Source organism: Woeseia oceani, from assembly GCF_001677435.1.
GTDB lineage: Bacteria > Pseudomonadota > Gammaproteobacteria > Steroidobacterales > Woeseiaceae > Woeseia > Woeseia oceani.
Genome location: NZ_CP016268.1, coordinates 447896 through 460818, shown reverse-complemented (window position 1 = coordinate 460818; position 12923 = coordinate 447896). Strand labels below are relative to the sequence as shown.

The following is a 12923-nucleotide window of genomic DNA, read 5'->3' as shown; positions in this document are numbered from 1 at the left end:
TGCGCTGTTTCGCTGAATTTCGAAATAAGGATTCCGACGCATGAGCACCCGATCAAGACTGCATATTCCGCACCCGTCGGCACGACCCGGGGACACGCCGGATTTCAGTTACCTGGAATTGTCGCCTGCCGGTGCTGTCGACAAACCGCCAATCGATGTCCGGGTGCGGGACATTGATCATCTGAGCCACGGCCTGGTCCGCGTACTGGACGATGAGCACAAAGCTGTAGGCCCGTGGAACCCCAATTTCGAGGCCCGCGAGCTGCAGGTCGCATTGCGCTGGATCATGTTGACCCGGATTTTCGATGAACGCATGCAACAGATTCAGCGCCAGGGGCGCATTTCCTTTTATATTCAGTCGCTCGGCGAGGAAGCCATTTCAATTGCCCAGGGTATGGCACTGCGTCCTGGCGACATGTGCTTTCCGCACTACCGTAATCAGGGTTTGTACTTGTACCGTGGCTGCAAGCTCGTTGACCTGATGTGCCAGTGTCTGTCGAACACCCGGGACATGTGCAAGGGCCGGCAGATGCCGATCATGTACCACAGTAAAGATGCCAACATGTTTTCCATCTCGGGCAACCTCGGCACGCAGTACCCGCACGCTGTGGGCTGGGCCATGGCATCGGCAATCAAGGGTGAAGATCACATCGCCGCATCCTGGGTCGGTGATGGCAGCACGGCAGAAGCCGATTTCCACCACGCCGTTACGTTCGCGGCGGTTTACCAGGCACCGGTTATTCTCAACATCATCAACAATCAATGGGCAATCTCCACTTTCCAGGGTTTTGCCGGCGGTGAACGGCGACCGTTTGCGGCCCGCGGTTTAGGCCTTGGCATTCCGGGCATACGAGTGGACGGCAACGACTTGCTGGCGGTGTACGCCGTGACCGTATGGGCGGCCGATCGTGCCCGGCGCGGTGGCGGTCCAACGATAATTGAGCACGTCACCTACCGCGGCGCAGCGCATTCAACGAGTGATGACCCGACGAAGTACCGGCCCAAGGACGAATGGGATGCGTTTCCGTTGGGCGACCCGCTGCTGCGGCTCAAGAATCACCTGATCAGCGAAGGTCACTGGTCCGAAAAACAACATGCCGCACTTGAGAAAGAGCTGCGCGCGGACGTGCTCAATGCCTGGAAGGAGGCACAGAAGAGCGGCACGATGACAGAAGGCCCCTACCTCGACCCGGCCACAATGTTCGACGACGTCTATGCCGAAACGCCAGAGCACCTCGAGATTCAGCGCAAACAAATGCTGGCACTGGAGGACTGACCGATGGCACAGATGAACATGATTCAGGCCATACGTTCAGCGCTCGACGTGGTCATGGACAAAGACCCCAACATCGTCATCCTCGGCGAGGACGTCGGTTATTTCGGCGGCGTATTCCGCTGCACTGACGGTTTGCAACGCAAGTTCGGCGAACACCGGGTTATCGATGCGCCTATCGCCGAAGGCGGCATCATTGGTACCGCAATCGGCATGGGCGTGAACGGCTTGCGCCCGGTTGCCGAAATCCAGTTTGCCGATTACATCTACCCCGGTTTCGATCAGGTTGTGAGCGAGCTTGCACGCCTGCGTTACCGTACGGCCGGCGACCTTACTTCCCCGGTAACCATACGCACGCCTTGTGGTGGTGGCATCCGCGGCGGGCAAACACATTCGCAGTCGCCGGAAGGAATCTTCACTCACATCAGCGGTATCAAGACGGTCATGCCGTCGAACCCGTACGATGCGAAAGGCCTGCTGATCAGTTCGATTGAATCTGATGACCCGATCATCTTTTTCGAACCGAAGCGCATCTATAACGGCCCGTTTGATGGCGATCCCGACAAAGCAGCCGTGTCCTGGGCCTCGCACCCGAAAGGCGAAGTGCCCGGTGGCTACTACACGGTGCCGCTCGGCAAAGCCGATATTGTCGAACCCGGCGACGACCTGACCATCATTACGTACGGCACGCTGGTGCACGTCGCGCAGGCGGCTGCAAAGCTCACCGGTTTCGATGCAGAGATCATCGACGTGCGCACGCTGGCACCGCTGGATGTCAGCACACTGACTGACTCCGTGAACAAGACCGGTCGTTGCCTGATCGCCCACGAGGCCACACGCTTCAGCGGCTACGGCGCCGAACTGGCGGCGACCATTCAGGAGCACTGTTTCTGGAATCTTGAAGCACCAATTGAACGGGTGGCTGGCTGGGATACGCCCTACCCTCACGCATTCGAATGGCAATACTTTCCCGGTCAGAAGCGAATCGCTGCCGGTATCAGGAAAGTGATGGAGGCTGGATGAGCGAACACATATTCAAACTACCCGACCTCGGTGAAGGTACCGTCGAGTCCGAAATCGGCGAATGGCATGTCAAAGTGGGCGATGTTGTCGCCGAAGAAGACATCGTTGGCACGATGATGACCGACAAAGCTGCCGTAGAAATATCTTCGCCGGTCTCCGGCAAAGTAATGAAGCTCGCCGGCGAGCCCGGCGACATGATTGCCGTTGGTGCTCCGCTCATCGTGTTTGAAATCAGCAGCGAAACGTCCAGCCGCAAAGCAGCAGAGCCTGCTGCCGAGCCGAAAACCAGCGAGGCCGTTGCGGCCAGTGCCCCCAGGAAGGCTGCGGCAAAATCAGGCGCAAGCGGCACCCGTGTCAAGACCTCGCCCGCCATACGGCAAAAAGCCAAGGAAGCCGGGGTTGATCTCACGCAGATCAGTGGCAGCGGCCCGAACGGTCGTATAACCCGGGACGATTTCGACAACTACCTCAGCGACCAGAGCGGCGCCTTTGCCCGGCCCGCACAAACGGTGAAGCAACGGGCGACCCGCGAGGTCAAAATCATTGGCCTGCGCCGTATCATTGCCGAGCGCATGAGTGCGGCGAAGCGCGAGATCCCGCATTTCTCCTACGTTGAAGAAATCGACATCACCGAACTGGAAGCGCTGCGCAAGCACCTGAACCTGAATCGTGAGCGGCACGAGCGCCTGACCTTGCTGCCGTTCCTGTCACTGGCGTTGATTCGCGCGCTCGACGACTTCCCGCAGTGCAATGCAACCCACGACAAGGAACGCAACGTCATTGTGCAGCACGGCCCGGTAAACCTCGGCGTTGCCACACAAACCGCAGACGGCCTCAAAGTGCCGGTAATTCACAATGCTGATCAACTTTCAGTGGATCAGTTATCGAGCGAGATTCGGCGGGTCTCGGAAGCCGCGCGCGACAACAGCATTCGTCGTGATGAGTTATCCGGCTCCACGATCACCATTACCAGCCTGGGCAAATTGGGCGGCATCGTAACGACGCCGGTCATCAACATGCCGGAAGTGGCCATCATTGGCGTAAACCGGGCGATAGAAAAGCCGGTCGTCATCAACGGCAGAATAGAAGTGCGCCTGACGATGAATCTCTCATCGTCCTTTGATCACCGCTTTGTCGACGGCTTTGATGCCGCGCAAATGATTCAAAGTATTCGCGGTATGCTGGAGCAGCCGGCCACGATTTTCATGCCGCAATAGCCAGCGCTGCGCACAGTGCGAAAGCCTACGGCGTGACATCCTCGTCGTTGCTTCCGAGCTTGTCCATTACGCCCTTCAGCAGCTGGTCTTTGGCTGCATTCAGCTCGTCACTGGCCCGTTCTTTCAATGATTGAGCGGCTGCGGTACTCAAGGCCTTTTGCAACACGGGCTCGAGAACCTGGCGAGCGACCGCCCCGGCCGTTGCTCCATTGCTGGCACGGCCGATGTCCGTCAGAACGATATCCGGCAGACTGATTTCGCGTTCTTCCTGCAAGTCCGGAACAGACACGGTCGCTCGCGCCCCTTTGAGCGTGAAGCGATCAATGATCAACTTTTTACCCGCCCCGGAATCGGCTGCCGCCGAGCCACTGTCCGAACTGCTCTGAAGTTGGTTCAACAAGCTCTGCAGGTTGCTGCCAGTACCGCGTTGCAATAGGGTCATCTGCGCATCGCTGACCGTCACTTCTTTCAGCACAATGGTATCGGTGGTCACGCTGGCAGGATCGATACGCACTGAAAAACTGCCGAGGTCGATTGCATGGCCACCGCCGAATCCATCGGGATTGGCAACAGAAAGTCCACTGATCGACGCGTTCGCTTCCCCGAGGTTGATCGCCACCCCGCTCACGCGAACGGGGCTGCCGGCAACCGCCGAACCCTGCGACTCAATCAAGCCTGCGACGATCGAATTAAGCTGGGTACTCAAATACAAGAGGCCGCCGCCAATCACCAGCAGTATGGCCAGTACGATCATCAGCAGTTTTCGACTTCGTGTGGCCATGGCAATGAATCCTCTTAGGCAGTTGCGTTGCGGCAGCCTACCGTTGCAGGTCAACGCACTGCAAGCCGTGACTAGCTGGCGTCGGGAACGTTTCCGCCCAGTGCGATGAACAATGCAATGTTGTTCGCCACGTCGATACGCCGGACCTGTAACAACGCCTGCTCAGCAGCGAACAGATTGCGCTCTGCATCGAGCACTTCGAGGTAACGCACAACGCCTTCGTTGTACCGCTGTCTTGCAAGCTCTGCCAGGCGACGCTGCGCAACGATGCCTCGCTCTTGCGCGGCGATCTGCTCTGCCAGATAACGGCGTCCGGCGAGTGCATCGGCGACCTCCCTGAACGCTGTTTGAATCACACGTTCGTAGCCGGCCACCGCGATATTCTCGCGGGCTTGCGCCACATCAAGGGCTGCGCGCCGGCGTCCGGTATCGAAAATCGGCAGACTGATCGACGGCATGAAACTCCAGGCACGACCATCTTCGCCAACCAGCGTATCCAGCTCAGTGGAGGAATAGCCGAAACTGCCGGTCAGTTTTATGGCCGGGAAGAATGCCGCCCGGGCCGCACCAACATTGGCGCGCGCGGCGATCAGCTGTTGCTCAGCCGCACGAATATCCGGCCGCGACTCCAGCAAATCCGAGGGCAGACCGGGCGAGAATCGCGCCGCAAGTACCTGCTGCCCTAACGGCAGCGATGCCGGCAACTCCTTGTCATGCGGACCACCGAGCAACACTGCAAGCAAGTTATTGCTTTGCGCGAAATTCAGTCGCAAACCGGCCAACTCGGCCTCTGCCTGGGTCAGCAAGGTTTCCGCCTGGCGAAATTCCAGTTCGGAGGTTACGCCGGCATCGAGCCGGCGCTCGGCAATGCGCAGCTGGTCACGGCGCGCACTGACCGTGCGCACAGCAAGATCAATACGCTCCGCTGCTTCCTGTTTACTGAGGTAAGCCAACGCCAGTTCGCGCGTCAGTGAAAGCTGGAAGGCCTGCGCCGCTTCTACCGTCGCCAGATAGTTACTGCGGGCGGCCGCCGACAAGTTGCGTACCCGCCCCCAAAAATCGAGCTCAAACGAAGAGACGCCAAGATCCAGAGAATAACTGTCGTAAACCCCGGCAGCCGTGGCCGACGCAGCAAGCGACGTGCGGTAACGCGTTGCATCGGCGGTCGCGGTAATTGTTGGCAAACGATCAGCGCGCTGGATACCGTAGGTCGCCCGCGCTTCTTCGATGCGCAAGGCAGCCACTTCCAGATCGCGATTGTTTGTCAGCGCTATGTCGATGAGCGCCGCAAGCTGCGGATCGGCGAAAAAGGCCTGCCATTCGGGTCGCGCATCAGGCACAGCATCACCAGCCTCTGCGTACTCGACCGGGTAAACCGGGTCCGCGGGTATCGGCGGCCGCACGTGCTCCGGGGCCAGCTGACAGGCACTAAGGGACCCGAGTACGCTCAACATTACGAGCTTACGCATGACCTGGCTCCCTGGTCGTTACCGCTTTATCGTCTGTGATCGGCACATTGCCACGTGCGATCCAGCGCCGCACCGCAAGGTAGCTGAGCGGAATGAAGAAAATACCGAGTAGCGTTGCAGAGATGACCCCGCCCATGACGCCCGTGCCCACGGCGATACGGCTGGCCGCACCGGCACCCGTGGACAGCGCCAGCGGCACCATGCCAAGAATGAATGCGAGAGAGGTCATGATGATCGGCCGCAGTCGCAGTTTCACCGCGTTCATCGTGGCCTGGTACAGACTCTTGCCGCTGGCCTCTTCTTCAATGGCAAATTCCACGATCAGGATTGCGTTCTTCGCGGCCAGGCCGATGATCGTGACCAGCCCGACATTGAAATAAATATCGGCCGGCAAACCACGCAGCAAGGAAAACACGACCGCGCCGAACACGCCCAGCGGCACGATCAACAACACGGCAAGCGGAATTGACCAACTCTCGTACAATGCGGCGAGTAGCAGAAACACGACGAGCAGCGAAAAGGCGAGCAACGCACCAACCTGACCAGCCGACTGCTTTTCTTCAAAGGACATGCCAGTCCATTCGAAGCCGAAGCCGTCCGGCAATTGCTGGCTCAAGCGCTCCATCTCATCCATCGCTTCGCCCGTTGAGCGACCTTCCGCAGGCAAACCCGAGATCGTCATTGCGGGGTAACCGTTAAACCGTTCGATCTGCGGTGCACCGGCCGTCCATTCGACGGCCGTGAAAGCACCGAACGGCACCATCTCACCGTTCGCACTGCGAACTCTCAGGTTGAGGACATCATCCGGTGTCATGCGAAACGCCGTATCGGCCTGCACGAGGACCCGCAGGATGCGTCCATCGCGCGCGAAATCGTTGGCGTATGCGCCGCCCATCGAAATCGACAACGTGGAGTTCACGTCACTGATCGCCAGCCCCAGCGCGCGGGCCTTGGTTCGGTCGATCATGACCTGCAACTGCGGAATATCTGCCTGGCCTTCGGGGCGAACCTGGGCAAGTAACGGGCTTTGGCTCGCAGCGCCCAGAATCTGGTTACGGGCGTCAAGCAATGCGGCGTTGCCGTGGCCGGCGCGATCCTGCAGGACAAAACTGAAGCCGCTGGAATTGCCCAGCTCCCGGATCGGCGGCGGGTTGAGCGTGAAGATCGTTGCTTCCTTGACTCCGGACAGCACCCGCATAGCTTTGCTTGCCAGTGTTGACGCGCTGTTTTCCGGGCCGGCGCGCTCCTCCCAGGGGTGCAGGGCGACGAAGGTCATTGCATGCGCCTGACCGACGCCACCGAAACTGAAGCCACGTACCACGGTGAACGCTTTGACTTGCGGCTGTTCGCGATAGAAGTCTTTTACCTGCTCGATCGCTTCATTCGTGCGCTCAGTCGTTGACCCGGGCGGTGCCTGGATCACGGTGAACACACTGCCCTGATCTTCGGTCGGCAAGAAGCTGCCGGGAAGCCGGCCGAAAAGCAGCAGGGTCACGCCGCATAGGGCGAAAAACAGCACCATGAAGCGCAATGGCCGGTGCAGGATCTTGCCGACCCACGACTGGTAACCATCGGTCGTGCGACTGAACCACCGGTTGAAACCTGCGAAGAACGAGCCAATACGGCCGCGGTTTTTCTCAATATCGGGGCTGTGGGTTTTGAGCAAGGTGGCGCACAAGGCAGGTGTAAGCGTAAAGGCCAGGAGCGCCGAGAAACCGATTGAAACCGCGAGTGTCAGCGAGAATTGCCGGTAGATTCCGCCGGTCGAACCGGGAAAGAACGCCATCGGTACGAATACCGAGATCAATACCAGGGTAATGCCGACAATCGCAGAGGTGATCTGGCCCATGGCTTTGACCGTTGCATCGTAGGCGGACAAGCCTTCGTCTGCCATTACCCGCTCGACGTTCTCGACCACGACGATGGCGTCGTCGACCAGAATGCCGATAGCCAGCACCATCGCAAACAAAGTCAGCACATTTATTGAAAAGCCGAACAACCACAGGCCGATGCAACCACCGGCAAGTGCAATCGGCACCACGATTGTAGGAATCAACGTTGCACGCCAGTTCTGCAGGAACAGCAACATGACGAGAACGATCAGCAACATGGCTTCGGCGAGGGTCTTCAATACCTCTTCGATGGAAATCTGGATGAAGGGCGTACTGTCGTAGGGAACGGTCCAGCCGATGTCAGCCGGAAATGAACGTTCGAGTTCGGTCATGCGCTGCTGCACGCCGGCGCGCGCGGACAGTGCGTTGGCACCGGTGCTCAATTGCACCGCCATACCGGCGGCCGGTTTGCCGTTCACCTCAATGTTGAAAAGGTAGTTTTGTGCACCCAGTTCAACGCGTGCAACGTCACCCAGCCTTACCGCCGAGCCGTCAGGGTTCGAGCGCAGGATGATCGAGGAGAACTGTTCCGGCGTTGTGAAGCGGCCCTGGGTCAGAATGGGCGCGGCAATTTCGTAGCCATTGGCAATGGGCCGGTCGCCCAGCGAACCACCCGGTGACTGGCTGTTTTGTTCACGAACCGCGGCCAGCGCGTCTGAGGCGGAGAGGCGGTAGCTGGCGAGCTTGTCAGGGTCGAGCCAGATGCGCATGGCGTACTCGGACGAGAACGACCGTATGTCACCCACACCCGGTACGCGCCGCAATTCATCAATCACCCGGGTCGTTGCAAAGTTGCCTAGCTCCAGCGTGCTCATTGCACCGGATTTTGAAGTCAGTGAAATGATCATCATGAAGCTGGATGACGCTTTGTTGACCTGAATACCCTGCCGGCGCACTTCTTCGGGCAAGCGCTGCTCCACGGTCTGCAGGCGGTTCTGGACCTCGACTTGTGCCAGATCGATATCCGTACCGGACTCAAACGTTACCCGGATATTCGCTGTGCCGTTCGACTGGCTGGTCGACGACATGTACAGATAGCCTTCAACACCGTTCAGAGCCTGCTCGATGACCTGTGTCACGTTGGTTTCCAAAACCGACGCATCGGCGCCAGGATAGGTGACACTAACGGACAAGGACGGCGGCGCGATCGACGGGTATTGCTCGACAGGCAAGACACGCAATGCACTTGCACCCGCCAGCAGGATGGTGAGCGCTACAACCCAGGCGAAAATCGGCCGGTCGATAAAGAATTTTGGCGTCATTGCGGTGAGTCAGCGGTTAGGTTGGCAGGAGTCGGGACAACGGTCTGACCGACAGCAATTTTTTGCAGCCCGGTAACAATAACGCGCTCGCCGCCGCTGAGACCTTCGGTCACCCGCCACGCGCCTTCGGTCAGATTGCCAAGTACAACGTTTCGCGCCTCAACCACGTTTTCTGGGTTCACAAGCATGACGCTCGCGCCCTGGGGCGCGAACTGGACGGCACGTTGTGGAATGAGAATGGCATCCGGGCGCACACCCGCGCCGATTCTTGCGCGGACGAACTGACCGGGCACCAGCGATTGATCCGGGTTGGGGAATTCCGCTCTGATGGCGGCCGTCCCGGTATCCTGATCAATGGAGAGACTCAGAAAATTCAGATGGCCCGTGTGCTCGTATTCGCTGCCGTCTTCCAGTACCAGGCGGACGTTTATGCGTTGCAGTTCCGGCACTTCGAGGGTGCCCTGGGTGATTTCCCGCCGGGTCCTCAGCATGTCCGCGCTGGAACGCGAGAAATTCACATAGACGGGATCAACCTGCTCGATCGTGGTCATCAGGGTTGCTGCCGACGCACTGACCAACGCACCTTCTGTTACCTGAGCGCGCCCTGCACGGCCCGCGATGGGGGCGGTTACCGTGGCGAAACCAAGATTCAGTTCCGCGCTTTCCCGCTGTGCCTTGACCTGCGCGACGTCAGCTTGCGCGGTACGCAGACGCGCGACCGCGGCGTCGAACTCCTGTTCGCTGATGGCACGATCGGCAACGAGGCCTTTGAAACGATCAACATCCTGTTCGGCATTGGCGACCGTCGCTTCGGCACGCGCAAGCGTTGCATTGACCGCATTGAGGATCGCTCGCAATTCCCGCGGGTCGATCTGAAACAGCTTCTGCCCTTCGACAACGTCAACACCTTCTTCGTACAGACGCCGTTCGACTATGCCGTTAACCCGCGCGCGAACTTCCGCGGTGCGCACGGCTTGTACCCGCCCGGGAAATTCCACCACGTTCACAGCAGGGGCCTTTTCGGCGACGACGATTCCAACTTCTGGCGCAGGCCGCGTCAGGGTCGGCGCTTCGTCGCTGCAAGCAGCGACCGTCAATGTGGTCACCAGCATGAATGCCAGTGCTAATTTGTTGCCGGTGTATTGCCGGAGTTCGGGAGCTTGCATCATTTCAGTAGGCTCTGCTTGCGCGGTCAGTTTCATTTCTTGTCAGCGTCCAGGGTACGCAGCAAGTCCTTCGAGGACTTGCCGTAAAGAGTGTAGTAATGCTCGAGGTCTGCGAGTTTTTTCTGTGCGCGCTCGCCCGTAATGCCGGCCCGCGCCTCAGCAACGACCGCCACCGATTTTTCGCTGCGCCGGATCTGCGACTCGATCAACGCTGCGTAAGGATTTTCACGAATAGAAAAGTAATCCTGCCGTTCGCCGGGCTTTGAGCGCCGCTCCACGACGTACAGCAGTTCGAGCAGTCGAATGTTGGTACTGAGACTGCCTTTACTGATCTTCAGTCTGGCAATAAGTTCAGACGCGGCGACCGGGCCCTCGGCGACAATCAGCGCCGCCCATATCTGACCGGCAATTCGCGACAGTCCGGCTTCCTGCATGATTTGGCCCATGCGTTCGATAAAAAGCGCTTCAGCACTGGGTTTCTCGACTTTCGCTGACATGAATCCTGAGCCTCCTGCGATCGGTTGGACGGTCATTCTCAGCGCCGGGCACTGCCCGCCACCTACCGTCGTTCATTAAGTTTAGCGAATACTGAACATTCCGAACATATAATGCAAGGTATTTCTTGATGCCCGACAGCGCCGGACCCGCCGGAATCGTTGCCGCTCAGCACGAGCGGGCGCCGCGCGGCAAGCGAGTGCTACGATTTCAACGACGGTCTACCGGCGGGCAGAACGACGCGCACAGGAAGCGTAGACGCAAGGCGGCATGGCTGACCAAATCACCGCAACTGATGTCGGCATTTCCGGGGCACGCGCAGGCGGCAGCGCCGCCGCATGGCCAGTGCCGCGGCCAATCCGCAGGCCGGAACAACAGGGGCGCCGCGCAAGTCGCGGTGACGAATGCCTACAAAGCGGCGGGATCGCCGAACACGGGCCGCCCCTGGAACAGCGTCAGCAAGGCTTTTGTTTCAGAAATCGCCTGCGGCTCGATCTCAAAAAGATTGCGATCCAGCACGACCAGGTCGGCCGATTTGCCCACTTCGAGCGAGCCGGTATTGGTCTCATTGCGATTCACGAACGCCGCGTTGATCGTGAATGCCGCAATAGCGGTTTCCAGATCGATACGCTCCTCGGGAATCATGCTTTCCATGTCGTCATCGACCGCGCCCTTGCGCGTGATGGCCGTTTCCATCTGGTGGTAGGGATTGGCCGTTGATACCGACCAGTCGCTGCCAAACGCAATCATGCCACCGGCATCCTGCACGCTCTTGATGGGGTACATCCAGCGGGCCCGCTCCTCGCCGATGAACGGAATCGTGAGTTCCGTAACGTACAGATCAGCGTAGGCCCACAACGGCTGGAAATTGGCGACAACATCCAGCTCCTTGAAACGCGGAATATCCTGCGGATCGATCATCTGCAAGTGCGAAATATGATGCCGGTGACCCAGGCGGCCGTTGTCGATCAAGCCCTCCTCTACAGCGTCCAGGCTCTGGCGAACGGCGGCATCACCGATTGCATGAAAATGCACCTGAAAACCCTCGGCATCCAGGCGACTGACCACCCGCTTCAGGAGCTCTGGCTCGATCATCGGGATACCGCGCGTGCCATCCGGCACAAGGTACGGCTCGAGCATTGCGGCGGTGTAATTTTCCATCACTCCGTCTTGCATGATTTTGACCGTGCCGGCGTCGATCAAGCCGCCGGTGTATTTGTCGCGCAGTGCAATGATGTCTGCGATCTGGCCCATGTCACGCTCCCGGTCCCACCAGATCGAACCAACCACGTGCAGACTGAGTTCACCGCGACGCTCCAGTTCTTTGTAGGCATCCAGGGAATCCGCATCAACGTTGGCGTCCTGAATACCGGTAATGCCGTACTCGTTCAACATGGCGAGCGCGTAGCGCAAACCGGCCAGTCGGTCTTCATCCGTCGTGGCCGGAATGAGCCGGGTCACGAGTTTCATCGCCCCCTCCTGCAGTCCGCCACTGGCTTCACCGGTCAGCGGGTCGCGGTCAATACGCCCGTCGACCGGGTCCGGTGTGTTCTTGTCGATACCGGCCATTTCCAGCGCGACACTGTTGGCCCAACCGGTGTGGCCGTCTTGCGAACTCAGAAATACCGGGCGATCCGGTACGAGCTCGTCCAGAATATCGCGGTTCGGCGAACCGCCTGGCCCGAACACCGACATCGCCCAGCCGCCCCCCAGTATCCAGGGCACGTCAGGGTTGGCCGCAGCGTATTCGCCAATGATCGTCCGGTACTCGGCAAGTCCAGGTTGGTCATTCAGGTTGCACGCTGATGCCTCGATACCACCGCCGATCGGGTGTACATGGCTGTCCTGCAGTCCCGGCAATACGAAGCGGCCGCGCAGGTCCGTCACCACGGTATTGCTGCCCGTGTGTGCAGTCACGCCATCGTTGGAACCTACGTAGACAATTTTGCCGTCACTGATGGCTAGCGCCTCGGCCCAGCTGCGCTGTCCATCGACGGTATAAATGCGACCGTTCTTGTAGACCGCATCGGCACCCGGTGTCGTGCTCGCCGGTTCGTCTGTGCCACAGGCAAGCAGCCAACTCGATAAAAACAGGAACGATGCAATACGGGCGACGGATAAGAATTGGGTCATGGCACACCTGAAGGTTGCGAGAGGTCTACCGGTGCAGCGCGCCGCATTTTTTACTGGCTCCGGCAGTGCCGCGCCCGGAGTCAGAAGCATGCCAGACGATGGCTCAGTAGCAAGATGAATTTCAGATAATGAGGATCGCTTCAAAGTATCACCGGGGTGGCTCGTCCGGCCTGGTTAAGTCAGCGTAAAAAAAGCCGGGGCAAGCCCCGGCG

Annotated in this window: 9 protein-coding genes; 3 read left to right on the top strand and 6 right to left on the bottom strand. The window is 59.2% G+C overall.

All coding sequences use genetic code 11. From position 1 onward, the window contains the following. The first annotated feature begins 40 nt into the window (after nt 1-40). From BA177_RS01975 to BA177_RS01965, 3 genes are read left to right on the top strand one after another with little or no spacing between them, the layout of a single operon-like run. Nucleotides 41-1276, top strand: a complete 1236-nt coding sequence (locus BA177_RS01975; protein WP_068612271.1) for a thiamine pyrophosphate-dependent enzyme — start codon at nt 41-43, stop codon at nt 1274-1276. 3 nt (nt 1277-1279) lie between these two features. After that, complete coding sequence (locus tag BA177_RS01970; RefSeq protein ID WP_068612269.1) at nt 1280-2296, top strand: alpha-ketoacid dehydrogenase subunit beta; 1017 nt, start codon at nt 1280-1282, stop codon at nt 2294-2296. Next, nucleotides 2293-3513, top strand: coding sequence for a dihydrolipoamide acetyltransferase family protein (locus tag BA177_RS01965; RefSeq protein WP_068612267.1), 1221 nt, complete (start codon nt 2293-2295; stop codon nt 3511-3513). Before BA177_RS01970 ends, BA177_RS01965 begins: the two co-directional genes overlap by 4 nt. A gap of 25 nt (nt 3514-3538) precedes the next feature. Here the strand turns inward: BA177_RS01965 and BA177_RS01960 are convergent, their stop codons facing one another. From BA177_RS01960 to BA177_RS01935, 6 genes are all read right to left on the bottom strand, one after another. Further along, nucleotides 3539-4294: a DUF748 domain-containing protein gene (locus BA177_RS01960; RefSeq protein ID WP_068612264.1), complete on the bottom strand. Its 756-nt coding sequence runs from the start codon at nt 4292-4294 to the stop codon at nt 3539-3541. Between the two features lie 71 nt (nt 4295-4365). Continuing rightward, nucleotides 4366-5763 (bottom strand): efflux transporter outer membrane subunit, encoded by a 1398-nt coding sequence (locus tag BA177_RS01955; RefSeq protein ID WP_082989782.1) that lies wholly within the window; start codon nt 5761-5763, stop codon nt 4366-4368. After that, nucleotides 5756-8917: an efflux RND transporter permease subunit gene (locus tag BA177_RS01950; RefSeq protein ID WP_068612262.1), complete on the bottom strand. Its 3162-nt coding sequence runs from the start codon at nt 8915-8917 to the stop codon at nt 5756-5758. Before BA177_RS01950 ends, BA177_RS01955 begins: the two co-directional genes overlap by 8 nt. After that, nucleotides 8914-10086 (bottom strand): efflux RND transporter periplasmic adaptor subunit, encoded by a 1173-nt coding sequence (locus BA177_RS01945; RefSeq protein WP_197493279.1) that lies wholly within the window; start codon nt 10084-10086, stop codon nt 8914-8916. Before BA177_RS01945 ends, BA177_RS01950 begins: the two co-directional genes overlap by 4 nt. A 29-nt stretch (nt 10087-10115) precedes the next feature. Continuing rightward, on the bottom strand, nt 10116-10580 hold the full coding sequence (locus BA177_RS01940) for a GbsR/MarR family transcriptional regulator (protein WP_068612260.1): 465 nt from the start codon (nt 10578-10580) through the stop codon (nt 10116-10118). Between the two features lie 406 nt (nt 10581-10986). After that, entirely contained in the window at nt 10987-12711 is a 1725-nt protein-coding gene (locus BA177_RS01935; RefSeq protein ID WP_082989781.1) for an amidohydrolase, read from the bottom strand. Nucleotides 12712-12923 lie beyond the last annotated feature (212 nt).

What these genes read in the sequence shown, in the direction of transcription:
- BA177_RS01975 (WP_068612271.1), top strand. Translation starts at nt 41, where the DNA reads ATGAGCACCCGATCAAGACTGCATATTCCGCACCCGTCGGCACGACCC.
- BA177_RS01970 (WP_068612269.1), top strand. Translation starts at nt 1,280, where the DNA reads ATGGCACAGATGAACATGATTCAGGCCATACGTTCAGCGCTCGACGTG.
- BA177_RS01965 (WP_068612267.1), top strand. Translation starts at nt 2,293, where the DNA reads ATGAGCGAACACATATTCAAACTACCCGACCTCGGTGAAGGTACCGTC.
- BA177_RS01960 (WP_068612264.1), bottom strand. Translation starts at nt 4,294, where the DNA reads ATGGCCACACGAAGTCGAAAACTGCTGATGATCGTACTGGCCATACTG.
- BA177_RS01955 (WP_082989782.1), bottom strand. Translation starts at nt 5,763, where the DNA reads ATGCGTAAGCTCGTAATGTTGAGCGTACTCGGGTCCCTTAGTGCCTGT.
- BA177_RS01950 (WP_068612262.1), bottom strand. Translation starts at nt 8,917, where the DNA reads ATGACGCCAAAATTCTTTATCGACCGGCCGATTTTCGCCTGGGTTGTA.
- BA177_RS01945 (WP_197493279.1), bottom strand. Translation starts at nt 10,086, where the DNA reads ATGATGCAAGCTCCCGAACTCCGGCAATACACCGGCAACAAATTAGCA.
- BA177_RS01940 (WP_068612260.1), bottom strand. Translation starts at nt 10,580, where the DNA reads ATGTCAGCGAAAGTCGAGAAACCCAGTGCTGAAGCGCTTTTTATCGAA.
- BA177_RS01935 (WP_082989781.1), bottom strand. Translation starts at nt 12,711, where the DNA reads ATGACCCAATTCTTATCCGTCGCCCGTATTGCATCGTTCCTGTTTTTA.